The organism is Pseudoalteromonas sp. 19-MNA-CIBAN-0066, from assembly GCF_040308705.1.
Classification (GTDB): Bacteria; Pseudomonadota; Gammaproteobacteria; order Enterobacterales; family Alteromonadaceae; genus Pseudoalteromonas; species Pseudoalteromonas nigrifaciens.
Genome location: NZ_JBEONZ010000002.1, coordinates 74214 through 100834 on the forward strand (window position 1 = coordinate 74214; position 26621 = coordinate 100834).

A 26621-nucleotide genomic window follows, 5' to 3' on the forward strand; every position below is an offset into this window, starting at 1 on the left:
ATCGGTTAGCGTAAAGGCGTTAGCTGATTATTGCATTAAAGTGTTGAAAATGGCTTTTTTGATTAAATAACCATCACTACATGCAAAAAATTCTTCTAATTAATTAAAAAACAGGCTGTTTTGCTATGGTTAAGTAGTAGTTGGTTGTCATACAATGGAGAAAAATAGACCACACAAGAGAGATTAAAATGGCCGCATTTGGTACTGTGTTTATGCCGCAGATGATTCAAGCTCGTTTTTCTGATAATAAATGGAGCGAAAGCTCAATTGTCCCTTCTGATAAGCTTGAACTGCATCCTGGCGCTCACGTTTTACATTATTCAAGCACATGTTTTGAAGGCTTAAAAGCCTTTCGCCATGAAGATGGCTCAGTCTATATTTTTAGAATGGATGCAAACATTGCGCGCATGCAGCAGAGTTCTGAATTGCTTAGTTTACCAAGTGTTGATGGCGAGATGCTAAAAACCATGATTATTGATATTGTGCGCCAATACGCAGATGAAACGCCTTTACCACCGGGATCTATGTATATTCGCCCAACGCATATTGGTACTGAGGCCGCAATTGGTAAAGCCGCTGCGCCTTCAATGAGTTCATTGCTATATACCTTGTTATCGCCAGTAGGTGATTACTTTAGTGGCGGTGCAACGGCACTGCGCGTATTACTTGAAGAAGATGGTATGCGCTGTGCGCCGCACATGGGCATGATAAAAAGTGGTGGCAACTACGCCAGTGCACTAGGACCAATTTCAGCAGCACGTACTAAGCATCAGGCTGATCAAATTTTATTTTGTCCAGGTGGCGACGTACAAGAAACCGGTGCAGCTAACTTTATTTTAATTGATGGCAACGAAATTATTACTAAAGCGCTCGATAGCACATTTTTACATGGTGTTACCCGTAATAGTATTTTAACCATAGCTAAAGACTTAGGTATGACGGTAAGCGAGCGTAACTTTAGTGTTACTGAGCTTTTAGAGCGCGCAGCTAAACCGGGCACTGAAGCAGCACTTTCGGGTACTGCGGCAGTATTAACACCAGTGGGCACGTTTATTCATAATGATAAAGAATACCAAGTTGGTAACGGCGAAGCTGGCCCAACTACGGCGCGCCTGCGCCAAGCATTGAACGATATTCAATGGGGTAAAACTGCAGATACACACGGTTGGTTAACTAAAATTTAGTTTTTAATTTAACCCACTAAAAAGCCACCTAATTAACTTTAATTAGGTGGCTTTTGTATTTTTGCTATTTAATTAGCGCTTAGGTTAAATAGCTTTAAACCTTAGCGGATTAAAATCTCATTTCTATTTTGCCGTAAACGTAGCGGCCATTAAAACCAAATGGCGAAAAGCTTGAGTACGAAAATAAGCGTGAGAATGTAGTTACGTCATCAACTAGGTCGCGGGTTGGATCTGGGTATACATCAAAAATATTATTAGCACCTAAGCTTACCGATACATTGTCAGTTACTGCGTAGGCTACATCTAAATCGGTGATCCATTTAGGTTTTAAAACTTCGTTACGCTGTGCAATATCCGATGGATCTTGGGTTTCGCCGTAGCGAGTATTTCGTAAGGTGGCGCGCCAATCATCCATAGTCCAAACCGCGCTTAAGTTATATTTATTACGCGGGGTACTTACTTCAAAGCGACGTAGTTCGTTACCAGAAAATAAGTTGTCTTGATCAAACCCAGCGCCTTGCAGCTCTGCAGGTGGGGCAATAATGTCTGTTACTTGGTTTTTGCCATAGTTAAAGCCTAAATTAAATGCTACATCGCCGTAGTTATCTGTAATTAGGTTATATGATGCAACCACATCAACACCGCGAGTTTTACTATCAATAGCGTTTAAGAAAAATCGTCCTTGATTAGCCCCTGTACCTTCGAGTAAATCGGCAATAGCAGCGCCAGATAAGTTATTCGACAGTACAATACGGTCATCAATAAGTATTTGATAGTAATCTACCGATAAGCTGAAATTAAAGTCGGTTGACCAAGTAAAGCCTATTCCATAGTTGGTGGCTTCTTCGGCATCTAGGCCAGGTGATCCGAGTGCTTTTGCAACGTTACTGCTGGGTGCAAAAGTACCGGTTTGTGTGGGTTCACCATCAACAAATACAGTAGCAACTGAAGTAAAATGTTGTTGCTGTAGCGAAGGCGCTCTAAAACCGGTTGATACTGAGGCGCGCAGCGCTAAATCTTCGGTTAGTGTATAACGTGTGGCAATTTTACCGTTTAAGGTATCACCAAAGTCAGAGTAATCTTCGTAACGCGCTGCAACGGTTAAGTTCCAGTTGTCGGTAATGTAGGCTTCTAAATCTACGTATAAGCTTACATTATGGCGGCTGTTATCGCTTGCCGATTCAGGGGTAAAACCAGGGAACACTTGCGAGCCTGCTGAACCAAATGGGCCGTTCACTGGATCGGTTACTGCACCACCAGGGCCAAATGTGCCTTGGGCATAAGAGGCTTCTTCGCCTGCTTGAATTTCGTAGCCTTCGCGGCGGTACTCAGCACCTACAGCAATGTTTAAGCCGCTGGCTAAAAAGTCGACATCAACCTCGCGGCTAAAATCAACATTAAGCGTAAGTTGGTCGTAGGTAAGTGTACCGGCATCAAAACGTGTTTGGCTGCTTGGCCCATACGAGGTATTTACGCTATCTATTACACCAAATTCAAAGTCATCTAGCCCGTATACGGCAGATACATCGTAATTCCACTCACTCACAAAGCCTTTAACGCCCAATGCGAGAGAAAAGTCATTTATATCAGAGGTGATAACCGGTAAAAAGCCGTCGGGGTAAATTTCGGTGACGTTACGATCATCTTGCGCGCGGCGGTAAAAACCTCCACCTTCGCCTTCACGTTTACTATAAGAGCCAAAAGAATACAGTTCAGCGTTATTTGTTAGCTCATATCCTGCGTTATAAAAAACAGAAAAGTCTTCTACATTACCATTACCAAAATTATGATTGTAGCGATCCCAGGTTAACTCGCGTGGATCGAGTGCGCCATTTACGGAGCCATCATCTAAACGAGCGTAGTTTTCACGTTGGTCGTAGTCAGAGCGATTGGTTGAATGACGATCGCGATATTCGGTAGATATATTTAAAAAACCATTATCGCCTAGCTCAAACCCCATATTGCCTTGCAGTGTTAACGTTTGGCCATCGGTTAATGAACGGTCGCTCCCTTCGTTAAAGGCTAAATTACCATTGGCATCTTCTGATACCGATTTAAGTTCAGGCACGCCATCCATTTCGGTCATGTTTGCGCCATATATAGCCGATACAGAACCGCCACTACTGGCACTTTTAAGTACAATATTAATAACACCGGCTATTGCGTCGGATCCATACTGCGCAGCAGCGCCATCACGCAGTACCTCAATTCGGGCAATAGCATTGGCCGGAATAGCATTTAAATCAACCGATGATGAGCCTCGACCCGTTGAGCCATTTAAATTAAGTAGCGCATTACTATGGCGACGCTTACCATTAACAAGCACTAAGGTATGATCGGGTGCTAAACCACGCAGTTGAGCTGGGCGTACATGGTCACTACCATCGGTAAGTGATGCTTGCGGAAAGTTAAAGCTAGGCAGTAAGCTACTAAGCAGGGCGTTGGTTTCGGTTTGGCCTGAGTTTTTAAGCGAATCGGCACCAATAATATCAATTGGAACTGGGCTGTCCTCTACAGTTCGGCCTAGTCGGCGCGAGCCAATAACACTAATTTGTTCAATATTTGCCTCGGCTTGGGTGTCTTGCTCAGCAGCAGATGCGTACATAGAGCCCAGTAATGCCGCCGATACGCTTAGCGCGCACACAGTGAGTGGCGTTGATTTTTGCAGTTTTAATAATAATTTATTATTCATGTTGATTCCCTCATTCAAAAACGCAGTAAATTAGTTCAGTTAAATTTGCAGTAACAATTGAGCTAATTAAAATTACAGCTTTTAACATATACCCAAGCAGCAAAGGCAGTCAATTGAATAACATTCAATAAACATAATGTTTACTTTAAAGTGAGGGGTTAATAATAGAAATTTATTTTATTAGCTATAACTCACTACATTGTTTACTAGATATAACTCACCACTTTATTTTTCCAATGAGCATATCTTTAAACATAACCCAGTCGCCCCACAAACTGTAAAAAGGGTGCTTGAAGGTAGCGGGTCTGTTTTTTTCAAAAAAGAAATGCCCAACCCAGGCAAAACCATAGCCAATTACAGGTAACAACCACAATAAACGGTATTGCGATTTAAGCACCGCTACGCCAATAACAAAAAGTACTAAAGTGCTGCCAATAAAGTGCAAGCGTCGGCACGTAATATTGCGATGCTCTGTTAAGTAGTAGGGGTAAAATGCTTTAAAGCTATTAAATTTAGGGCTGGGCATGTACTGCTCTTATTTATTAATGCTGTGTAATCTTATTAAAGCCTAAGTTTACACTTGTTTACAGCGACAAGTGGTATTGAACGTATCTAGCTAGACAAACTTGCTTAAAGTTAATAACTTAGGCCTACTATTAAAAATCAATAATAATGGAACGATAAATGTTTAAACAAACCCTAGCATGTGCTGTTCTTGTAGCACTTAGCGGCTGCTCAGAGCCAACAAATACCGTCACTAATAAAGAAGCTAAAGCACCCATGAGCCAAGCAAATTCAGTAAACTACCCTGTAACTAAAAAGGGTAATGTAGTAGATAACTACTTTGGCGAAACACTGGCCGACCCATATCGCTGGTTAGAAGATGATATGAGCGCAGAGACTGCCAGCTGGGTTAAAGCACAAAACAAGGTAACCTTTTCGTATTTAGAGCAAATTCCTTATCGCGATAAGTTAAAGCAACGTCTTGAAAAGTTAATGAACTACGAAAAAATAGGCGCTCCCTTTACCGAGGGCGATTACACCTACTTTTATAAAAACGATGGCCTGCAAAACCAGTATGTTTTATATCGCAGTAAAGAGGGTGGTGACGTTGAGGTGTTTTTAGATCCAAACACGTTTAGCGACGATGGCACTACGTCTATGTCGGGGTTGTCGTTTTCAAAAGATGGCTCATTACTCGCGTATCAAATATCTCAAGGCGGCAGTGATTGGCGCAAAATTATTATTATAGACACACAAACTAAAGAGCAAGTGGAGCAGGCTTTAGTTGATGTGAAATTTAGTGGCATAGACTGGTTAGGCAACGAGGGTTTTTACTATTCTAGCTACGATAAACCTGAAGGCAGTGAGTTGTCGGCTAAAACCGATCAGCATAAAGTGTACTATCACACCTTAGGATCTGATCAAGCAACCGATAAACTGGTATTTGGCGCAACCGATGAGCAAAAACATCGTTATGTAGGAGCAGATGTAACGCATGATGGCCGTTATTTACTTATTTCTGCCAGTACTTCTACTTCGGGTAATAAGCTATTTATTAAAGACTTAACTCAAAAAGACAGCGAGTTTGTGACTATTGTAGGAAACACTGACTCAGATACATCGGTTATTGATAACGAAGGTAGTAAGCTGTTTTTAGTGACTAACTTAAATGCCCCAAATCAAAAAGTAGTGACGGTAGATGCAGCTGATCCTGGCCCGCAAAACTGGCAAGACTTTATTCCCGAAACCAAAAATGTATTAAAACTTACTAAAGGCGGCGATACCTTTTTTGCAAATTACATGGTTGATGCTATTTCAAAAGTGAAACAGTACAACAAAAAGGGAGAGCTAATTCGCGATATTACCTTGCCGGGTGTGGGCACAGCGGGTGGCTTTAGTGGCAAAAAAGAGCAAACAACGCTGTATTACTCTTTTACCAATTACAAAACCCCAGGAACGACCTATACGTTTGATGTAACTACAGGGGAGTCGGGTGTTTATCGTAAATCTGGGGTTGATTTTAATAGTGACGATTACACCTCTGAGCAAGTGTTTTATAACTCAAAAGACGGCACTAAAGTACCTATGATAATTACCTACAAAAACGGTATAAAGTTAGATGGTTCAAACCCAACTATTTTATATGGTTATGGTGGTTTTAATATTAGCTTAACGCCAAGCTTTAGCCCAACCACTGCCGCTTGGCTTGAACAAGGCGGTGTGTATGCGGTCGCCAATATTCGCGGTGGTGGTGAGTACGGGAAAGAGTGGCACAATGCGGGCACTAAATTACAAAAACAAAATGTATTTGATGATTTTATTGCCGCAGCTGAGTATTTACAAAGCAAAAAGTACACATCTAAACAGCGCTTAGCTCTGCGTGGCGGCTCAAATGGTGGCTTATTGGTAGGCGCAGTTATGACCCAGCGACCTGATTTATTTCAAGTGGCGCTGCCGGCTGTAGGCGTACTCGATATGCTGCGTTACCATACATTTACTGCAGGCGCCGGCTGGGCGTACGATTATGGAACCAGTGAGCAAAGCAAAGAAATGTTTACTTACATAAAAAACTACTCACCGCTGCATAATGTAAAAGCGGGCATAGAATACCCTGCAACTATGATAACAACAGGGGATCATGACGATAGAGTAGTGCCTTCGCACTCATTTAAATTTGCTGCGCAGTTACAAGCTAAACAAGCGGGTACAAACCCTACGCTTATTCGTATTGAAACAAACGCCGGACATGGTGCAGGCACACCAACGAGTAAAATTATTGATTTGTACGCCGATATGTATGGCTTTACGCTTTATAACATGGGAGTTAAGTCACTTTAATTACGACTTTTTCAAAGTGAAGTAACCACAAAAAAAAACCGAGTAAATAAACTTACTCGGTTTTTTTATTAATGGTTTAAAAGCCACTCATTATTGAACAGGTGAAAACAGCCGTTGATAGGTTTTATAGGCGTATTCATCACTCATACCACTGAGGTAATCGCAAATAATACGCATACCTTGGTTTTGTTTTTGCGCCTCTATGTACTGGGCTTGCGTGGTTTCGGGCAATAACCGCAGCGGATCGCTGGCAAAAGCGGTAAATAATTCAATCAGTAGGTTTTGCCCTTTAAACTCAATTTGTTGCATTTTAGGGTTGCGAATTAAGCGCTGAAACACAAAGTGTTTAAGTATTTGCAGTACACTCTCGTACTGAGTTTCTAGCTTGGCTGTGTATTTTAAAATAGGGCATTCGAACGCTTCGTTTTGCACATCTAAATGAATATGAATGATAAAGGTATTAACCAGTTCGCCTATGGCATCTTTGCGCTCAAAATCATGCTTTGAAAACAGTCGTAAAGTGAGTGATTCAAGCATATCGTTTAACCAGCTAAAGTTAAGCGCCTGCAGTTGTGGTAAAGCATGGGTTTGCCAATCATCAAGAGTAAGTACTTTGGTGGCTATGGCATCTTCTAGGTCGTGTACCGCATAGGCTATATCGTCGGCGTGCTCCATTATGGCGCTATCGAGCGACTTATAGCTGGTTTTAGCGCGGTACTTATCTATTGCCGTGTGGTTACTTAACAAGCTTTTATCGTTTTGACTCAAGGGCTCTACTATCCAATTGAATATAGCCGCATCGTCGTTATATAAGCCTTTAGCTGGTCGCCAATCGTCTGCTTTAATAAATGCACGCTCAGGGTTTGCTTTAGGGATAGTGTGCCAAAGCTTATTTATAAATGCAGGGTATTTTATAAAGCCCAATAAGGTGCGGCGGGTAAGGTTCATACCATGGCCGTCGCTGTATGGTTCAAGCTTGGCAACAATACGCAGCGTTTGCGCGTTGCCTTCAAAACCACCGTGATCGCGCATCATATAATTAAGTGCAATTTCGCCGCCATGACCAAACGGCGGGTGGCCAATGTCGTGGGCTAAGCATAGGGTTTCTAGTAATCCGGTTGACGGAAAATGGCTAAAGTCGCTGTGTTGTACTTTTAAATGGCGCAGTATGCCGGTGCCAATTTGCGACACTTCTAATGAGTGAGTAAGGCGAGTACGGTAAAAGTCGTTTAAGCCAATACCCATAATTTGGGTTTTAGCTTGCAGACGCCTAAACGCAGCAGCATGAATAATACGTGAGCGATCAACCTGCCACGGTGAGCGATTATCATTAGGGCGGTGTTTATATTGTTCTATAATTCGGCTTTGCCACTGTTTGTCCATACTACTGACTCGTAATTAGTTAATAACGTTAGAATATACCCATGAACTATAAATTGCGAGTGCACACGTTGTACGGTATTTGCGCAGTTAGTGAAAGTTCGCCTTTATAAAGTGGCTTAGGTATAATAACGCTTCGTATGTATGTGCATTACCCATACATAATTTAAAGTTTTATTGAGAGAGTACATGTTAAAAAACATTATAAAGTTTATATTAGCCGCACTTTTTATTTGGGCACTGGCGTTTCCTTTTTTACAAAGTGACGAGAGTGGTTCAGATGAACAAACAAGTTCAGAGCAATCTAAAAAGCAAAAGAAAAAAGAAAAACCGCTGCACAGTGTAACGCTACCAAAGTTTTCTGAGTTTGCGGATGTAAAAGATAAAAAGCGGGCATTTTTTAACTTTATTAAACCGCATGTAGAAGCCGAAAATAAAAAGATTTTACAACAACGCGCTAATTTAGAAATTGCTCGAATGATGCTTGAAAACGACTTACCGTTAGATGAAAAACAAAGCAATGATATTGTTAAAATATTAAAGTCGTACGACCTACCCACAACAATAGATAGCTTTACGCTTAAACAAGCACTTCGCCGTGTAGACGTGATCCCTAAAGAACTAGCCCTAATGCAAGCTGCTAATGAGTCTGCGTGGGGAACATCGCGATTTGCACGTATTGGCCTGAACTTTTTTGGCCAGTGGTGTTATTCAAAAGGCTGCGGTATGGTCCCTGGTAGACGCGATACCGGTGCTGCACATGAAGTGGCTGCGTTTAAGTCGGTGCGTGCTGCGGTTAGTTCTTACTTTAAAAATATAAACACCCATAATGCTTATAAAGAGCTGCGATCTATTCGCGAAAACCTACGCTTAGAACAACAACCCATAGCAGCAACATTATTAACTCAGGGTTTAATGTCGTATTCAGAGCGTGGTGAAGCGTATATAGAAGAGCTAAACACTATGATTAACCAAAATAGAGCCTACTTTGATGAATAAAAGTGTATTAAATATAATGACAGCACTGTCGTTAACACTACTGAGTGTTACCGCATTAAATGCCTCTGCTAGAGAGTTTGTAATGTCGTACGATGGCTTTTACGATCGCTTAAAAGTGGTTAATAAAGGTGATTTTCAATATGCGCGAGTTAATTTTTATATTAGCGATATTGGCACTAACGAAGCCTGTGCAATTAAAAGTGGCACAATTTTAACCGAAAATAACGAATACCCGCTCAATTACACCGAACAAGCGCAATTATTACTGCCTTTTGATAAGCAACTTGATACAGATAAAGCGGTTATTGTGGTGCAACCGCAAAATCCGGTACATGACTGTCAGTTAAAATTACAAATAGAAGCGAATGAACTTGAAGGTTTAAGCTTTACTAAACAGTCGTTATTTACTATATACACTGAACTTGACGAACTGTTGGCTGATTTATCGGGATTTTTTGTTAGCAAATTAATGTGGTTTTTATTACCAGAACAAAAAGGCGTAGTTGTTACCTTTAAAAAGCCAATGCATTTTGATGATGAAAGCATTGAGTGTAAAAAATCAGTGTGCTATTTCGCTGTTGCAGACAATTGGCAAGACGATACCAAAGAATTAGCTGATATAGCAGATGTTATAAAAGTAACACCTTGGATAACTAAATAAATATAATTTTATAAAAAATTATTTAAAGCGGCTTTTGCCGCTTTTTTATTTAGTAACCTTAACTCTGGTTAAGAGATTTACTAACGTATTGAATCATAGTTATATTTAGCTTTAGCTTTCTTTTCTCTAGCCAGAGATTTTCAGTGAATTCAACGCAGTTAGCGCTGAAAATAGCTGCTTGAGATAGGTTTATTATCCGCAGTTGAGGTTATTTAGTAACCTTAACTCTGGTTAAGTATTATATTGCGGACGTGTTGGCTTGCGAGAAGAGGGTGTGATCGTATTGGCTAACTACTTTGTCGCGGCCTGTTTCTTTTGCAAGGTATAGGTGTTTGTCGGCGTGTAATAATAGCTCTTTTAAATTTAGCTGGTTAATAGTGGTACTACTAACACCGGCACTAACAGACAGAGGAATGGATTGATCATTACAATAAAATGGTTGCTGACGAATATTAAAGCTTAATTGCTCTGCCAAGGTATTTGCTTGCTCAAGCGTATAACCATTAAGCAATACTGCAAACTCTTCTCCCCCAATTCGCGCTGTTATGCCAATATTCATAAATAATTGGCTGATATGTTGCGCTATCCATTTTAATGCTTGGTCGCCTACATCATGGCCATATTTATCGTTTACACGCTTAAAAAAATCTATATCTAACATAATTAAAGCAAGGGTATGATTTTTATCGGCTGTATTGGCTTTAATGTTTTTACAGGTAGAGAAAAATCCGCGGCGATTTAATAATTGCGTTAACGAATCATTGTTTGCCAAGTTAATCAGCTTAGATTCTGAATTTGCAAAAATAATAAAAGGCAAAATTAAAGCACAGAGTGTGGTAATAAAAAGGTGCGCTATTAATAGTATGTGTAACTGGGGCTTAAAGTCATCATTATTTGAGGTTATAAAGGGGAGCAACAATAAAATAACTTGTCCTAACATCACTAAGCTATGTGTTACTAAGCCTATTATAAGTAATCGTTGCTGTAATTTAGCAACGCAGTGTGTTTTTAATAAAATAAAAGCGCCGTATAAAAATAAAATGGCAACAATAAAGCTTGTTAATATTTGGCTTAAAACATGATTGTATACAAACACGAGTAATAAAGCGCACAAGCCATAAAGGTAAGCCAAAGGCGTTAAGTTTATTACAGCTTTGTTGTTAAACTTATTTAAGCCGATTACAAGTAATAGTGGGCTCAGTATAATAAATAGGTTTGCAAGGTAGTGAGTTAGCCATGGGAGGTTTAGCTCTTCTTTAAAGCTCACAAGTAAAATAGCAGTGGCAAACGAGATACAAGCACCACCAAATAACAAAAAGCTAGTTGTTTTTTTGTGCAGGTAAAAAGAAATAAACAGTATACCTATCAGTAAGTTGAAAATAAAAGATAGGCTAGTTATAGTTGGTAAGTGCAGCATGTTGTAAGTACTCTTAAATATAAAGTGGCAGAGCAATTCGCTGCGTCCGTGTATTATATACTGTTATAAAATTTAAAAAATCGTTGTAAAGCATTGTATTTATAACTAAATAAGTATTTATAAATGCTGAATGACTGTGCTTATACTAAACTCTCTAATGCCGAATCAATATCAGAAAAATGAAATCGGTAGTTATGCTCTAATGCTTTTTGGGGGAAAACATATTGTCCGGTAATGAGCAGATCAGCCATTTCGCCCATTAACAGCTTTAACACAAGCGCTGGCATAGGAATTAGAGCTGGTCGAGATAACGCCTTACCTAAACTTTTGCTAAATACTTTACTACTTACAGGGTTTGGTGCCGTTGCATTAATAGGCCCAGTCATATTTTTATGTTTTATAATAAATAATATTAACTGCGTCATATCGTCAATATGGATCCACGACATACCTTGCTCGCCATTGGCAATAGGGCCGCCTAAACAGAGCTTAAACGCCGGTAGCATTTTGCTCAAAGCACCGCCTTTTTTTGCTAATACTATACCTGTGCGCAGTAAACACACCCGGGTACTAGTTGATTGAGCTGCTAATGCTGCGTTTTCCCAGTCTTTACAAAGCTGGTGGCTAAACTCATCGTGGGGTTTATTATTTTCTTCATCAATTGGGGTAATGCCTTGGCGACCATAAAAACCAACAGCGCTGCCTGATATAAACGTATGCGGTGGGGTATTGGATGCAGCGATTGCTGCAGATATTTGTTTTGTTAGCTCAATGCGGCTATCGCGAATAATCGATTTTTGCTTATCACTCCAGCGTTTATTTACAATGGGCTCACCTGCGAGGTTAATTACTACATCAATATTATTAAAATCAACCGCTTCTATGTTAGTAACTGCATTTATTTTATGCCCTAAAAGTACGTTTGCTTTTGTGGGGTTACGGCTTAGCACAGTAACACAATGATGATGGGTTAAAAAAGGACAAAGGTGTTGGCCAATTAAGCCAGTAGCTCCAGTAATAAAAATATGCATAACACAGCCTTATTTTTTAATTGCTAGCAAGTGTTTAAAATTTATACTCGCTAGTGCTTGGTTTTGCAAATTTATACGTGTAATGCAGTTTTATGATCACTTAGTAAATATTTCATTTTATTAGCTTTTGCCTTACACTAAAGCCTAATAAAAAATAATAAGGATCATAATATTGGCAAGTTTAACAGGGGTAAATAAAAGCTTAATTATTTTTGCTGCACTAGTTATTGTGCTCGCAGGGATCAAGTCGGCCAGCGCTATTATTATTCCCTTTATTTTAGCGGCATTTATTGCAATTATTTGCAGCCCGCTAATTAAATTTTTTGCTCGCTATCGTATTCCTAAAGGCATTGCTGTTATTTTTGTGGTGCTTATTATTGTAGGGCTAGGAGTCAGCCTTGGCGGCTTGGTAGGGCAGTCAGTTAACGATTTTTCGCAGCAACTTCCGCAGTTTAAAGTTAAATTAAAAGAAGAGTTTGTTTGGCTGGTTGATATAGCGTCGCAGTACAATATTTTAATTAATAAAGACCAAATATTATCTATGTTTGATCCTGGTAAAATGGTTGATGTCGCCACCAATATGCTCACCGGCTTAGGTGGAGTAATGGCGAATATGTTTTTAATTATTTTAACCGTGGTTTTTATGCTATTTGAAGGGCCGTCACTTAATCATAAAATACATTCGGCGCTTAACGATCCTGATAAAAAAATGAAACAAATTAATCGCTTTTTAGACTCAATTAACTCTTATTTAGCCATTAAAACCTTAGTAAGCTTAGGAACGGGTATATTAGCTGCTTCTTTACTGTGGTTTTTAGATGTCGATTATTTTGTATTGTGGGGTGTATTAGCCTTTATGTTTAATTACATTCCAAATATCGGTTCAATTATTGCTGCTGTACCTGCGGTATTATTGGCACTTATAACGCAAGGCCCTTTAGTTGCTGGTTTAGTGGGAGCCGGATATTTAGTTATTAATACTGTGATGGGTAATATAGTAGAGCCTAAATTTTTAGGTAAAGGGCTGGGGCTTTCTACCTTAGTGGTGTTTTTGTCTTTGATATTTTGGGGCTGGTTATTAGGCTCTGTAGGTATGTTGCTGTCGGTACCTTTAACTATGATAGTTAAAATAGGGCTTGAGGCAAGTGACGAAGGCCGCTGGGTGGCAACATTACTAGGTACAGGCGAAGAGCTTACTGAAAACTAATTTATAGCAAAGTAGTATATTACTTTGCTATAAGCATAACTTTACGGCTATTAAACTTTTAAAGCATTAATAGCCGTATCTGCTGCGTTTATTGCACCTTCTAAATATCCAGCCTCTTGCTGCGCAAATTCACTGCCAACAAAATGAATATTTAAGTTAGCTAACTGTGAGCTTAGCCCCGAGTAGTTAAACTCTGGGTGTTGTGAAGGCCCTGTTTTATCATTTTCATTTGCTACATAGGGGTCAGCTGCCCAGTCTTTAATAAAATACCCCGTTGCCGCGTATACTTCATCGCCATAAAAATAAGCAAGTTGCTTTATACACGCTTGTTTTAATTGCTCAGTGCTTACTGTACTGCGCGTTGAATAAGGTACACCAATAAAGCCAAATAGGGCGGGGTGGCCATTATGACTGGCGCTTGCATCGTGAACTTCTACTAATGGCCCAACACGGCTAAAGCATTGCCCAGATAAGTTTTTATCACGCCAAAAAGCATGTTCAAAAGTTGCTATAAATTTAGCTTGGCCTGCCATCCATGTAGGCACTGCAGTTAAGCGATTTATAAGTGTTTGGTCAGCCCAAAGATCAGGAGTTAAGTGTTGGGTTATCATACGTGGGGGGAGCGCTGCAATTAGTTGCTTTGCGCTAAATTGCTTAACTTTGCCATTGTGGTTAGCGGTTATATGCCAGGTATTTTGTTGTTTATGTAATTTAACGACGTGATGCTCTGTTAGGATTGAAGCCGGATTAAGCTGCTCATACAAGGCTTTAATTAAGCTGTACATGCCGCCTGTTAATCTTAGTAGGTGCATTTCGCCTGCACCTGCTATTTGTTGTGGCTTTAGCGTTTGCGCTGCCTGATATAACACATCGCCTTGTGTATATTGTGCAAATACAGGTAAGCATAATAACGAGATAAGTTGTTGAATTTTAGGTTGATGATCAAAAATCCAAGTAGGGCCTAAATCAAAGCTAATAGCACTATTGTGAGTGTCATGTGCTGCTTCAATTCGCCCGCCTAACTGTGGTTTTGCTTCTAATAATAGGTAGGGAATATTGCGTTGCTGTAGCAGGTATGCACTATATAACCCAGCTAAGCCGCCGCCAATAATAATAACGGGTTCATTTGTAGTGGATTTGCTCATAGTAAGCTTTTATACCTTTGTGGTTTGCATTGTAAGGCGCTGGACTATTTATTAGTATCGCTACTTATGTCGATATCAATAGCGCAGCACTTATTTTGAATATTAAAGAGGCCGCTTTAAGTCTAAAGTAAATTGCTCTACTAGTGATAGCTCGCAGGTTTTATAGGTTATTGCGGCGCTCAAAGCGTTAGGTAACTTTAATGAGTAGCGCCACTGGCAACTATGCTTAATATAATTTTCGTTACTGGCAATGCTTTTTATAAACAGCTGTAAAATTTGCGTATTGCCAGTTTCAAATTCTAATTTGTTTAACTCAAATTTGCGCTTTTGGATCCAAGTATTTTGTAGTTGTTTAGCTGTATTTAACTGATCATCTAGGCACTGAATGTAACGCTTAGTAACCTCTGGTGTTGCTTGAGCAGGTAATTTGCATGTTTGCTGGGCAAAGCTTACCGAGCTAAAAAATAATAAAGTTAAGCTTAATAAATAAATTATAAGGTTACTTTTTTTCATGGTAATTAAACTCTAGCATAAACTTGGCTCCGCCTAATTGCTCAGACTTAGAAATTGTGAGTAAGCCACGATACGACTTAACTAAGTCAGATACGATTGCCATACCCACACCATGGCCGCTTTCGTAGGTATCTAAGCGTGTGCCTCTGGTAAGCAGAGATTCGCGTTTGTCTTGTGGTACACCTGGGCCGTCGTCGCTAATACTAATACACAGGGTTTTACCTTGCGCTACTTTAATGGTTACTTGCGAGCGACATGCTTTACAGGCGTTATCAATTAAATTACCAAGTAATTCCATTAGGTCGGTTTTATCACCTAAAAAGTAATCTTTTTTACCTACTTTACAGTCAAAAATAATATCTTTATCGCGGTATACTTTACCCATTGCGCTTAAAATAGAGTCTAAAACAGGTTTAATAACGGTTTGTTTTTTCCAAGTGTCGGAAGCACCTGTAGCAGCACGCTTTAATTGATGCTCGATCATCACATTGATGCGATCTAGTTGTTCTTGTGCATCGGCATCATTTGCCAATGGACTCGACTTTAGTACTGCCAATGGTGTTTTAAGTGCGTGGGCTAAGTCGCTTAATGACGCTCTGTAGCGCTCTTTTTGGCGTTGTTGCGACTCAAGTAATAAGTTTAAATCAGCTTTTATTGTTTGTAACTCTACTGGGTACAAGCCTTTTATTTCTTGTATATCACCAGACTCTATCGCTTTAATTTCTTTATCTAGGCGCTGTAGTGGGCGGGCACTCCAAATAAAACCAATTGCCATTAACCCAGCAATTGCTATTCCCATTATAAACATCCAGTCAACCAGTGTTTGTTTAAAGCCATCCATAAGCTTTACTAACGCGTCGTTACGTTTGAGTAAAATAAAGCGTGCTTGCTCAGACTGATCAATATTATTGAGAATAACGGTTAAGCTTAATTGCCAATAGCTGGTGTTATTATACTCCACACGCCTAAAGTCAGCGGCGCCGGCTTTGGGCTCAATATATTCTGGCGTAAAATTAACATTCACCGCCGACTCAGAATACCAAATAGGTACATCATCGCGGTATATCATTGCGTAGGTATCTGAATTTAAATTATTAAGCTCGGGGGTTAAAATAGTGCTGGGCATAATAATGCCGCGCTCTGTAAAGTCGACTTCAGAAATTAGGGAGTACAGATGGGCTTCGAGGTTTTTTTCTGTTGCATCAACCAAAGAGGCATAATAAGCGGTGCCTATAGAGTAAAACAAAATAGGCAGAGCGACTAACAAAACAAAGACAAGGATAAATCCTTGCCTTATTTTTAACGATATTTGCGGTGCTACCACTGGCTTTTAAGCCTGTAGCCGCGTCCTCGTAGTGTTTCTACAGGATTTAGTACGCCTTCAGGATCTAATTTTTTACGTAAACGCAGTACAAATACTTCAATTACGTTCGAATCAAGGTCAAAGTCTTGGTCGTAAATATGCTCAGTAAGCTCTGATTTAGAAATTACCTTTTGCGGATTAACCATGAGGTATTCTAGTACTTTGTATTCGTATGCAGTTAAGCTTAACTCTTTATCGTCAACCCACACTTGCTGCGAGCGAGTATGAATTTTAATTGGTCCTGCTGTCATTTCTGGGTTTGCTTTACCTGCGCTGCGGCGAATTAGTGCATTACAACGGGCAATTAGCTCCTCAACATGAAATGGTTTTGTTAGGTAGTCATCTGCACCGGCATCTAAGCCTTCTACTTTGTCTTGCCAACGATCGCGCGCTGTTAGTATTAAAATAGGAATGGTAATGCCTTGGGCACGGGCTTTATTAATAAGCTCAATCCCGTCTATTTTAGGTAAACCTAAGTCAACCACAGCCATGTCTAAAGGGTACTCAGTGATATGAAAAAGACCCGCTTCACCATCGTGGCATAAATCTACGCTGTAACGTTCTTTTTCTAGAGCATTACGCAGGTTATCTGCTAAGTGTAAATCATCTTCTATAACTAAAATTCGCATCAATCAATCCTTTTTCACTTCGCCAGTTTTTTTATTTATTTTTAAATCTACGACGTGGCCGTCAGATTTTAAAATTCGTACAGTATAAAAATTTATTTTTTCGGTAATTTTTAATGTCGTACCGTCAGTGGTTTCTTTTGCAAGTACTACCGCTTTCTTTTTGCTTATCTCAACGCTATTAACCTTGGTTATTGTATTAGCTTGCAGCGTATTAGCAAAACAAATACAAGCGAAAAAGTTGAGGGTTAATAATACGCGCATGACGGGACTCCTAGATCAGACCTACTCAGTTTAATAAACTGAGTTACCAAAATTCAATTAAATACTTAATAAGAATTTTACGGCAACAGTTTAATAATTAACGAGTGAACAAACCCTGAATTTTATAGTGAGATCATTCAAGGTTAAGTACATGTGTTATTAAGCAGGGAATACTTTTTTATATGGTTTAACAATTGAGTTTTCATATACGCCAGCCGCAACATAAGGGTCGGCTGCTGCCCATTCTCGGGCGGCCTCTAAAGAGTCAAACTGAGCAATTACTAGTGAACCGGTAAAACCTGCATCACTTGGGTCTTCATTATCGATAGCCGGAAGCGGGCCTGCAGTCAGTAAACGGTTTTGCGAATCAAGTTCACTTAAGCGTGCAAGGTGCGCTGGTCGGGCCTCTTTACGCAGTGCTAAGCTGTTTTCAACATCGATTGAATAAATCATGTACAACATAAAGAATCTCATAAAATTTGTTAAATTTAGTTAAGTGTATACTAGCATAGCGTTGAAAAATGGTGAATTAAAAGTGTTTACAGCTTTGTTTACAGTGAGAATATTTTTTTACTGTGTAATTGCTTGAAAAGCGCTGTGTAACACTGTTAGAGTCCCATGGATAAGATAAATAATAACAAGGTTTATACATGAGTGAAAATAGAGAGCACTTTAGCTCCCGCCTAGGGTTTATATTAGCAGCGGCGGGCTCTGCTGTGGGCATTGGTAATTTAGTGGGCTTTCCTGTTTCTGCAACAAAAAACGGTGGTGGCGCATTTTTGCTCGTCTATGCCTTGTTTGTCGCATTTATTTGTTTACCCGTAATGATGGCTGAAATGGCCATGGGCCGTAAAGCGCAAAAAGATCCCCTAGGTTCATACAAAATATTGGGTAACAATGACACAAAATGGAAGTTGGCTGGCTTTTTAGCTGTATTTACTCCTTTTATGATAGCGGTTTTTTATATGGTTATTACCGTATGGATTTTTGGCTATTTAACGCAAACCGCACTTGGTAATTTAGATTCGTTGGCAAACCCTGGACACTTTGGGTTGTTTATTAATAGCTACACAGTATTTGCTTATATGGCAGCTGTGGTACTTGTTGTTAACTTAATTTTGTTAGGTGGCGTAAAGCAAGGAATAGAAAAAGCGGCTAAATTTTTAATGCCGGCATTATTCGTCATGTTAATTGTGTTAGTGGGTTATGTATTAACGCTAGATAACGCGATGGCAGGTGTTAAGTATTATATTATTCCTGATTTTTCTAAAATGAATGCCAGTGTGTTAAATGGTGCGTTAGCGCAAGCATTTTTCTCATTATCGCTTGGTATGGGTATTTTAATGACGTATGCGTCTTATATATCTAAAAAGGACGACATTGTAGGCAGTGCAAAAATGGTCGCGATTACCGACTCATTAGTTGCGTTTGTTGCAGGTTTAATGGTGTTACCGGCTATTTTTAGCTTTGATCCAAATACAGACCCAGCAACGCTTTCTGATTCATCAGTATCGATGATATTTGTATACCTTCCTAAAATATTGTTAGCACTGCAACATGATATTGGTTACTTTGGTGCATCGGCAGTGGCATTCTTATTCTTTTTATTAGTATTTTTTGCTGCAATTACATCACTCGTTTCTATTGTAGAAGTACCTACAGCAACATTAAGCGATCGCAAAGGCATAAGCCGTAAAAAAGCATTGGGTATTTTAACCTTAGCCACAGGCGTACTTACAATCTTATGTACTATGTCGTTTGGTATGGTAGATAGCTTAACGTCGTTTACGGGTTACGGCGGTGAAAGTAAAAGCTTTTTTGATGTAGTTTACGATGTATTTTACGACACCATTTTACCGCTTAACGGTTTAATGGTGTGTTTATTTGTAATGTACCGCTGGAAAAAAGCAAATTTAAGTAAAGAGTTGAGCATAGGCTCGCCTAATTATGCAGGCAGCTTTATGGAAAAATATGTTAACTTTTCGCTTTCAACGTTTATTCCAATTATTTTAGCGACTATATTTATAAACACAGTTGCAACTAAGTTTTTTGGATTGAAATTATTTGGTTTTTAAAAACTGATTAATATTAATTAAGCCGCGTATTTCGCGGCTTTTTTATGTCTGAAATAAATGTACAGCGAATATTAATTGTATTAACGCTGCAGGGTTGACTTGCGTCCTTGTAAGCCTTAGCCTCCCTGACTTTATTTTATATTATGGTTAAATTCCCACGCTTAATTAATTTCATTATGCGTGTATTTAGGAGTATTCAATGAATAAAGCACAACTAGTTACCGCTATGGCTCAAAAAAGTGAGTTAACTAAAAAAGACGCACAAGCAGCACTTACCAGTTTACAAAAAGTAATTACTAAGTCGCTAGCAGAAGGGGATCAAGTTCAAATAAACGGTTTTGGTACTTTTGCATTAAGCTATTACCCAGCACGCACTGGGCGTAATCCACAAACCGGTGCTAGTATTGAAATTGAAGGGGCTAATAAAGCGGTGTTTAAGGCTTCTAAAACGTTAAAAGATGTTCTTTAATTTTATTCTCCATTAAACACTTTATTTATAAAAACAAAAAAGGGCATTTTAAAAATGCCCTTTTTTAATTTCCGTTGTAGTTTATTAAAGCGCTGTAGCAGCTTTCATTTTAGTTACAAAGGCTTTTAATTGTGTGGTCATGGTGGGTAAATCATCAAGGTTTGCTTCGATAATTTTAACCACTGCCGAGCCCGAAATAGCCCCCGCAGCACCGGCATTTAATGCGGCTTTTACATCATCAGGCGTTGAAATACCAAAACCTAATAGTGCTGGTGCGCTATGGTATTCTTTTAATTTAGTTACAATGTTGCCCGCTGGCATTTGCGCTTTTTCGTCAGTGCCGGTAACTCCCGCACGCGACAGTAAATAGGTGTAACCTCTGCCATACGATGCGCATGCACGAAGCGTGTCGTCATCAGCATTAGGGGTGGCAATAAAGATAGGGTCTACACCGTTTGCCATGGCTGCCTTTCTAAATGTTTTTGACTCATGCAGTGGCACATCGGCCACTAAAATAGAGTCTACGCCGGCGGCTTTAGCATCTTTATAAAAGGTGTCTATACCGCGCTTAAAAACTAAGTTTGAATACAGTAATAAACCAATTGGAATATCTGCATTGTACTGGCGTATTTGTTTAATAATATCAAAGCAGTCTTGGGTGTTAATGTGTACATTAAGGGCGCGAATATTTGCTTTTTGAATGACTGGTCCATCTGCGATTGGATCTGAAAACGGAATACCTAACTCTAGGGCGTCGGCGCCACCATCAATTAAACTTTTAATAATAGCAATACTTTGCTCTTTACCGGGGTCGCCAATAGTTACAAAGGGTACAAATGCCCCGTGTTTTTGCTCATTTAGGGCTGCAAACATTTTACCGTAGCGATCTGTTTTTACTTGGCTCATATTTGACCTCCTTGCGACAATACATTGTGAACGTGGGCTAAGTCTTTATCGCCTCGGCCACTTAAATTAACCACTATAATGCTTTCATCAGTTAGCGCTTCTGCATATTTAAGTGCATAAGCGAGGGCGTGGCTAGATTCGAGCGCCGGAATAATACCTTCATTTTTGGCAAGCGACTGAAAAGCGTCTAGTGCTTCGGTGTCGGTAATGGCTACATATTGTGCACGACCTGTTTCGTGTAAAAATGCATGTTGCGGCCCAACAGCTGGGTAATCAAGGCCGGCAGATACAGAATACGACTCTTCTATTTGGCCGTCGTCATTTTGCATAATATAGGTGTAAGTACCGTGCAATATACCTTTAGTGCCTTTACAAATAGTAGCACCGTGCTCGTGTGTATCTAAACCTTTACCAGCAGGCTCAACACCAATGAGCTTTACACTTGGCTCGTTAATAAAATCACTAAACATACCAATGGCATTAGAACCGCCGCCAACACAGGCAATAACGGCATCAGGTAGGCGACCTTCAGCTTTTAGCACTTGTTGTTTTGCTTCTTCACCAATAATTTTTTGGTATTCACGCACAATAGTTGGGAATGGGTGTGGGCCCGCTGCAGTACCAAGTAGGTAGTGCGCATCTTGATAATTTGCTGACCAGTCACGTAGTGCTTCGTTTACAGCATCTTTTAATGTGCCTGAACCCGCTGTTACCGGAATCACAGTCGCGCCCATTAGCTCCATTCTAAATACGTTTGGTTGCTGGCGTTCAACGTCTTTTGCACCCATGTAAATACGGCATTTTAAACCCAGCAGAGCACAAGCAAGTGCTGTAGCAACACCATGTTGGCCTGCACCTGTTTCGGCAATAACCTCTGTTTTACCCATACGTTTAGTTAATAACGCTTGGCCAAGTACTTGGTTAGTTTTGTGCGCGCCACCGTGCAGTAAATCTTCACGCTTTAAATACAGTTTAACCTTTGGGTTTTTAATTAAATTACGCGTTAAAGTAAGTGGCGTAGGGCGACCCGCATACTCGTTAAGTAATTTTGAAAGCTCAGCCTGAAACTGTGGATCTTTTTGTGCTTTGTTAAATTCGTTTTCTAACTGCTTAAGCGCAGGGACAAGTAGCTCGGGTACAAACATACCGCCAAACTCGCCAAAATAAGCTGGATTTTTCATTTTAACCTCAATAATTTCTAATACTTGTAAATGCGTTTTGTAATTTGTTAGGGCACTTTTTACCCGGAGACTGTTCCACTCCAGAATTAAGGTCTAGCCCTAAGGCGCCTTGAAAAAGTGCCTCTTTAATGTTCTCAGGATTTAAGCCTCCAGCAAGCATAAAGGGGGTGGTGGCATCACGTAGCACCGACCAATCAAATGTTTTACCTGTACCGCCAGCTTGGGTGTTGCTGTGGGTGTCGTACAAAATGCGATCAACACCATGTACTGGAGTCGGCAATGCATCTTTTATTGCCTGTGCTTTCCAAATTTCGCAGTCGCTAGGTAGTTGTGTACGCAAGGTGGTAATGTAATCGTCACTTTCTTGACCGTGTAATTGCACTGCCGCCAATTTTAACACACTTGCGTACTGGGCTACTTGCTCTATAGGCGCATCTACAAATACCCCAACAAAGTTAAGCGGTGCACTTTGGCTAAGCTCTATGGCGCAGTCTAAGTCGACATAACGAGGCGACTTAGAATGAAAAATTAACCCGCCATATACGGCGCCACTTTCATACGCTGCAAGCGCATCTTGGCTGCGCGTTAAGCCACATACTTTGTTATCGCCTAATATAACTCTTTTGCAGGCTTGTTCTAAATCGCGTTCGCTCATAAGTGAGCTGCCAATTAAAAAGCCATCGCAAAGTGGCGCTAATCGTTTTACGTCTTGGTGGGTGTAAATACCCGACTCCGAAATAACGACTTTATTAGCCGGAATAAGTTTACGTAGCTTTTCGGTGGTGGCTAAATCTGTACTTAAATCGCGTAAGTCTCGGTTGTTAATGCCAATTATTTTAGCATCAAGGGCAAGCGCACGGTGTACTTCTGCTTCGTTACTTACCTCAGTTAGCACCGACATATTTAACGAGTCAGCAACGCTATGCAATGCTTTATAGCTTTCATCGTCAAGTACTGAGAGCATTAATAATATAGCGTCGCCGCCATAAATACGCGCCATATATACTTGATACTCGTCTATAAAAAAATCTTTGCAAATAAGAGGTTGCTCTACTTGGCTACGTACAAACTCTAAGTAATCAAAGCTACCTTGAAAATACTTGGTGTCGGTTAGCACGCTCATACAGCTGGCATACTTTTTATAAACCGAGGTTATTTCTGTTAAATTAAAAGGTTCTCTAATAAGCCCTTTAGACGGCGATGCTTTTTTACATTCTAAAATAAACTGAATGCCAGGGGCTGCAAGTGCTTTATAAAAGCTGCGAGTTGTTGGCACCGCAAGGTGCTTAAAGCTATCTAGTGGGCGAGCGGCTTTGCGCTCAATTAGTTCTAATTTTTTATCAGCAACAATTTTGTCTAATACATTAGCCATTACTTACCTCAATAATTGCATTTAGTGTGTTCATGGCTTGCCCTGAACTTAATAACGTGTGTACTTGTTGTGCGCCGTCTTTTAGCGATTGCGCTTTACCACTTAGGTATAACAGTGCGGCCACATTAACAATAATAGCGGCATTATGCGCTTCATCACCCTTACCTTGCAAAATAGCAAGAGAGACATTAGCGTTGTATTGTGGGCCTTCACCGGTTAGTTGTTCAAGTGAATAGTTTGCAAGGTCAAAGTCACTTGGGTTAAGCGTATACTCGCTAATGTTGCCATTATTTAGCTCAACCACAGTAGTTGGGCCGTGCAGAGCAATTTCGTCGGTGCCAGAGCCATGTACTATCATTGCGCGCTTGGTGCCTAGGGTTCTTAATGTTTGTGCCATAGGTAGGCATAAATTGGGGTTGTATACCCCGAGTAACTGTACTTCAGGCGCCGCTGGATTTACCAAAGGCCCTAAAATATTAAAAATAGTGCGTGTTTTAAGGGCAGTACGTACTCCCATTGCGTGGCGTACGCCTGGGTGGTACTGAGGTGCAAACAAAAAAGTAAAGCCTGTTTGTTCTAAGCAATTTGCCGCTTGTGCTGGCGTCATTTCAATATTGATGCCCAATGCTTTGAGCAAATCGGCAGAGCCTGAGTTACTCGAGACACTGCGATTACCGTGTTTTACCATATTAATACCTGCCGCGGCTGCAACAATAGCAGCGGTAGTGCTAATATTAATTGTATTAGAGCCATCGCCACCGGTGCCGCAGCAATCAGCAAGTTGGTTACGGGTAGTATTAAAGGCGAGCGCATTTTCTCGCATAGACGCCGCAGCGCCAGCTATTTCATCGCTGATTTCGCCTTTTGATTTTAACGCTATAAGCAGTGCGCTAAGCTCAATATCACTCATGTTACCTTGCATTATTTCATCAAACAGCGCTTTAGATTGCGTGTAGCTTAATGATTGGTTGCTTATCAGTTGCTCAATTGCAGTTTGAATGCTCGCATTGTGCATATTAGCACTGAGAACATTAATGTTTTGCTTGGTTTGTATACTCATTATGTTCTCCTTTATTGGCTAGCGGTTAAGTAGGCAATGCTTTGCTGTAATAGCTGCGCGCCGTTTGGGGTTAAAATAGACTCAGGATGAAACTGATACCCTAAAACATTGTCATCATGATGATAAATAGCCATAGGAATATCTTGGTATTGGGCAATTACTGCAATATTATCAGGCACTTTAGTGGCCATTAAAGAGTGATAACGCGCTACGGGCATAGTGCTGCCCATACCGTTAAATACTGGGTGTTCACCTAAATCAATTATTGACGATTTGCCGTGTACGGTTTCCCCAGCATGGCCAATTACGCCGCCATAACTTTGGGTTAAAGCTTGCTGGCCTAAACAAATACCCAGCATAGGGAAGTGACCTTTGGTAAGCGCTATTAAATCCATTAAGCAGCCTGCATTACTTGGTGTGCCAGGGCCTGGGGAAAGTACTAATAGCACTTGGCCTTGTTCTTGGCGCATTTTATTAAAAATAACCTCAGCGCTAATATTGTTTCTGTAAACAACCAGTTCACAGCCAAGCATAGTTAGCTCGTCAACTAAGTTATAGGTAAACGAGTCAAAGTTATCTAAAAAGTAAATTTTAATTGGGTGTTGCTGGCTCATGTTAACCCGCCTCGAAAGTAGATTTAATAGCGGTAATAACCGCTTGTGCTTTAGCACGGGTTTCGTTTGCTTCTGACTGCGGATCTGAATCAAATACCACTCCGGCTCCGGCTTGCACGTAAGCAATATTATTTTTTACAAAAGCTGAGCGAATAACAATGCAGGTATCCATAGCGCCATCACCGGTTAAATAACCTACAGCGCCACCGTAGCTACCACGGCGTTTACCTTCGGTTTGGCGCACAAGTTCTGCAGCGCGTACTTTTGGTGCACCAACTAAGGTTCCCATGTTCATACATGCTTGGTATGCGTGTAGTGCATCAAGCTCTGGCTTTAGCGTGCCGACAACGCGCGACACTAAATGCATTACTTGAGAGTAGCGGTCTACTTTTAATAGCTCTTTTGCAAAGCGCGTACCGGCTACGCTAATACGGGCAACATCGTTACGGGCTAAATCAACTAGCATTAAATGCTCAGCGCGCTCTTTTTGATCGTTTCTCAGCTCAAGCTCGATGCGGCTATCTAAGTCTAGATTTATTTGACCATTCGCAAATTTGCCACGCGCTCGAGTACCTGCAATTGGATACACTTCGACCTGTTTTGATGCCACAGTGTATTTAAGTGCTGACTCGGGTGATGCACCAAATAAAGCAAAGTCTTCGTCGCGCATATAAAACATATACGGGCTGGGGTTTTGCTGTTTAAGTTTGCTGTAAGCATGAAGTGGATCGGGGCAAGGCAGCGAGAAAGTACGCGAAGGCACAACCTGAAATATATCGCCATCTACAATATTCTTTTTAAGCTTAATTACTTGTTCGCAGTAAGTTTCGTCGCTTATATCAATAGCAACATCGCATTCGCCGCTTTGCATCTTGGCGCTAAATTGTGCAGCGTTATCGCATAAGGTATTTAAGCGCTCTAACTCTTTACCTACTTCAAAGCAGTTTGCATGTACGTCGGGGCCATTAAATACATTACCAATAAGTTCTGTGGTTTGTTTTTGATGATCAATTACCACTAGTGTTTCGGCTAAATAAAATACGTAATCGGGGCAGGTGTTTTCGCCGTCTGGCACATCACTTAACTGTTCAAAATTGGCTACCATATCGTAGGCAAATACACCGCCTAAAAAAACCGAAAAAGGATTGTTGGTGGTGCTTTTAATACTGTTAATACAGGTGCGCAGTGCACTGAATGCATTATCGGCAACCAACTTACTCGCTTCGTCAATATCATTGTTTGAGCTTAAGTACGCAAGCGTTAATGTTGTCTCGTTTAGAGTGGCTTCGCAGCTTTTTACATTGGTTTGTAAATAGCTTAGTAGCTGTTGCCCATTATTTGATTGCGCTGTAATCGTTACGGTTTTACCCTGGCATACAATACGCAGTGCGCAATCAACTAAAATTAAACTTTTAACACTGTCTTTAGACTCAATTTCAGCCGACTCAAGCAGTAGCGAATTTGGCTTATCAAGTGCGCTATATAGTGCAAGCGGGCTACTAATATAGTCGCGTACTTGCGTAATGCTGGTTACTTCACCTGGTGTGGTAGTTATGTGACTAAAAATCAAACCTCATTCCCTCAAAAAAATAAAACCCCGCAATGCTGTGCAATGCGGGGT

Annotated in this window: 24 protein-coding genes; 7 read left to right on the top strand and 17 right to left on the bottom strand. The window is 40.4% G+C overall.

Going from position 1 to position 26621, the window contains the following annotated elements:
- Positions 1-182: 182 nt before the first annotated feature.
- The gene (locus tag AAEZ18_RS01775; protein ID WP_254910712.1) at positions 183-1184 is read left to right on the top strand and encodes a branched-chain amino acid aminotransferase; all 1002 of its coding nucleotides are present in this window, start codon (positions 183-185) and stop codon (positions 1182-1184) included.
- A 109-nt stretch (positions 1185-1293) separates the two neighbouring features.
- Here the strand turns inward: AAEZ18_RS01775 and AAEZ18_RS01780 are convergent, their stop codons facing one another.
- Both AAEZ18_RS01780 and AAEZ18_RS01785 read right to left on the bottom strand, forming a co-directional pair.
- Positions 1294-3876, bottom strand: coding sequence for a TonB-dependent receptor plug domain-containing protein (locus AAEZ18_RS01780; RefSeq protein ID WP_011327954.1), 2583 nt, complete (start codon positions 3874-3876; stop codon positions 1294-1296).
- Between the two features lie 217 nt (positions 3877-4093).
- Positions 4094-4402 (bottom strand): Mpo1-like protein, encoded by a 309-nt coding sequence (locus AAEZ18_RS01785; RefSeq protein WP_058373217.1) that lies wholly within the window; start codon positions 4400-4402, stop codon positions 4094-4096.
- A 158-nt stretch (positions 4403-4560) separates the two neighbouring features.
- On the opposite strand from AAEZ18_RS01785, the gene AAEZ18_RS01790 reads away from it, so the two are divergent.
- Entirely contained in the window at positions 4561-6717 is a 2157-nt protein-coding gene (locus tag AAEZ18_RS01790; RefSeq protein ID WP_350551333.1) for a prolyl oligopeptidase family serine peptidase, read from the top strand.
- Positions 6718-6807: 90 nt separating this feature from the next.
- On the opposite strand, the gene AAEZ18_RS01795 is transcribed toward AAEZ18_RS01790, so the two are convergent.
- On the bottom strand, positions 6808-8100 hold the full coding sequence (locus AAEZ18_RS01795; RefSeq protein ID WP_011327957.1) for an anti-phage deoxyguanosine triphosphatase: 1293 nt from the start codon (positions 8098-8100) through the stop codon (positions 6808-6810).
- A 186-nt stretch (positions 8101-8286) separates the two neighbouring features.
- Here AAEZ18_RS01795 and AAEZ18_RS01800 point away from each other — a divergent pair, with 186 nt between their 5' ends.
- On the top strand, positions 8287-9096 hold the full coding sequence (locus AAEZ18_RS01800) for a glucosaminidase domain-containing protein (protein WP_089368164.1): 810 nt from the start codon (positions 8287-8289) through the stop codon (positions 9094-9096).
- The gene (locus tag AAEZ18_RS01805) at positions 9089-9757 is read left to right on the top strand and encodes a DUF2987 domain-containing protein (protein ID WP_350593787.1); all 669 of its coding nucleotides are present in this window, start codon (positions 9089-9091) and stop codon (positions 9755-9757) included. The genes AAEZ18_RS01800 and AAEZ18_RS01805 overlap by 8 nt, the downstream gene beginning before the upstream one ends.
- Before the next feature lie 238 nt (positions 9758-9995).
- Here the strand turns inward: AAEZ18_RS01805 and AAEZ18_RS01810 are convergent, their stop codons facing one another.
- Positions 9996-11174 (bottom strand): GGDEF domain-containing protein, encoded by a 1179-nt coding sequence (locus tag AAEZ18_RS01810; RefSeq protein WP_086994232.1) that lies wholly within the window; start codon positions 11172-11174, stop codon positions 9996-9998.
- A 140-nt stretch (positions 11175-11314) separates the two neighbouring features.
- Complete coding sequence (locus tag AAEZ18_RS01815; protein WP_350593696.1) at positions 11315-12205, bottom strand: TIGR01777 family oxidoreductase; 891 nt, start codon at positions 12203-12205, stop codon at positions 11315-11317.
- Between the two features lie 172 nt (positions 12206-12377).
- On the opposite strand from AAEZ18_RS01815, the gene AAEZ18_RS01820 reads away from it, so the two are divergent.
- On the top strand, positions 12378-13412 hold the full coding sequence (locus AAEZ18_RS01820; RefSeq protein ID WP_041454403.1) for an AI-2E family transporter: 1035 nt from the start codon (positions 12378-12380) through the stop codon (positions 13410-13412).
- Between the two features lie 50 nt (positions 13413-13462).
- On the opposite strand, the gene AAEZ18_RS01825 is transcribed toward AAEZ18_RS01820, so the two are convergent.
- From AAEZ18_RS01825 to AAEZ18_RS01850, 6 genes are all read right to left on the bottom strand, one after another.
- Positions 13463-14557 (bottom strand): flavin monoamine oxidase family protein, encoded by a 1095-nt coding sequence (locus tag AAEZ18_RS01825; RefSeq protein WP_089368167.1) that lies wholly within the window; start codon positions 14555-14557, stop codon positions 13463-13465.
- Between the two features lie 102 nt (positions 14558-14659).
- Positions 14660-15070, bottom strand: a complete 411-nt coding sequence (locus AAEZ18_RS01830) for a hypothetical protein (protein ID WP_086995569.1) — start codon at positions 15068-15070, stop codon at positions 14660-14662.
- A complete protein-coding gene (locus AAEZ18_RS01835) occupies positions 15057-16394 on the bottom strand; it encodes an ATP-binding protein (protein ID WP_011327965.1) in 1338 nt (445 codons plus the stop codon). The genes AAEZ18_RS01830 and AAEZ18_RS01835 overlap by 14 nt, the downstream gene beginning before the upstream one ends.
- Positions 16388-17062 carry a response regulator transcription factor gene (locus tag AAEZ18_RS01840; RefSeq protein ID WP_007375447.1) on the bottom strand — a complete coding sequence of 225 codons (675 nt, stop codon included), beginning with the start codon at positions 17060-17062 and terminating at the stop codon, positions 16388-16390. Before AAEZ18_RS01840 ends, AAEZ18_RS01835 begins: the two co-directional genes overlap by 7 nt.
- Before the next feature lie 3 nt (positions 17063-17065).
- The gene (locus tag AAEZ18_RS01845) at positions 17066-17323 is read right to left on the bottom strand and encodes a PepSY domain-containing protein (RefSeq protein ID WP_089368168.1); all 258 of its coding nucleotides are present in this window, start codon (positions 17321-17323) and stop codon (positions 17066-17068) included.
- A 159-nt stretch (positions 17324-17482) separates the two neighbouring features.
- Positions 17483-17785 (bottom strand): YciI family protein, encoded by a 303-nt coding sequence (locus AAEZ18_RS01850; protein ID WP_058373227.1) that lies wholly within the window; start codon positions 17783-17785, stop codon positions 17483-17485.
- A 188-nt stretch (positions 17786-17973) separates the two neighbouring features.
- Between AAEZ18_RS01850 and AAEZ18_RS01855 the strand changes: the two genes are divergently transcribed.
- Together AAEZ18_RS01855 and AAEZ18_RS01860 are read left to right on the top strand one after the other, a co-directional pair.
- Positions 17974-19398, top strand: coding sequence for a sodium-dependent transporter (locus tag AAEZ18_RS01855; RefSeq protein WP_011327968.1), 1425 nt, complete (start codon positions 17974-17976; stop codon positions 19396-19398).
- A gap of 199 nt (positions 19399-19597) precedes the next feature.
- Complete coding sequence (locus AAEZ18_RS01860; protein WP_089368169.1) at positions 19598-19867, top strand: HU family DNA-binding protein; 270 nt, start codon at positions 19598-19600, stop codon at positions 19865-19867.
- Positions 19868-19951: 84 nt separating this feature from the next.
- Here AAEZ18_RS01860 and trpA read toward each other — a convergent pair whose 3' ends face one another.
- The 6 genes from trpA to AAEZ18_RS01890 are packed head-to-tail and all read right to left on the bottom strand — an operon-like array spanning position 19952 to position 26570.
- Positions 19952-20773 carry a tryptophan synthase subunit alpha gene (gene trpA / locus AAEZ18_RS01865; RefSeq protein ID WP_089368170.1) on the bottom strand — a complete coding sequence of 274 codons (822 nt, stop codon included), beginning with the start codon at positions 20771-20773 and terminating at the stop codon, positions 19952-19954.
- Positions 20770-21954, bottom strand: coding sequence for a tryptophan synthase subunit beta (gene trpB, locus AAEZ18_RS01870; RefSeq protein ID WP_011327971.1), 1185 nt, complete (start codon positions 21952-21954; stop codon positions 20770-20772). Before trpB ends, trpA begins: the two co-directional genes overlap by 4 nt.
- A 7-nt stretch (positions 21955-21961) precedes the next feature.
- A complete protein-coding gene (gene trpCF / locus AAEZ18_RS01875) occupies positions 21962-23326 on the bottom strand; it encodes a bifunctional indole-3-glycerol-phosphate synthase TrpC/phosphoribosylanthranilate isomerase TrpF (protein WP_089368171.1) in 1365 nt (454 codons plus the stop codon).
- Entirely contained in the window at positions 23319-24386 is a 1068-nt protein-coding gene (gene trpD / locus AAEZ18_RS01880; protein ID WP_089368172.1) for an anthranilate phosphoribosyltransferase, read from the bottom strand. Before trpD ends, trpCF begins: the two co-directional genes overlap by 8 nt.
- A gap of 11 nt (positions 24387-24397) precedes the next feature.
- On the bottom strand, positions 24398-25000 hold the full coding sequence (locus AAEZ18_RS01885; RefSeq protein WP_041454404.1) for an aminodeoxychorismate/anthranilate synthase component II: 603 nt from the start codon (positions 24998-25000) through the stop codon (positions 24398-24400).
- 1 nt (position 25001) lies between these two features.
- On the bottom strand, positions 25002-26570 hold the full coding sequence (locus tag AAEZ18_RS01890) for an anthranilate synthase component 1 (protein ID WP_011327975.1): 1569 nt from the start codon (positions 26568-26570) through the stop codon (positions 25002-25004).
- Positions 26571-26621: the final 51 nt, after the last annotated feature.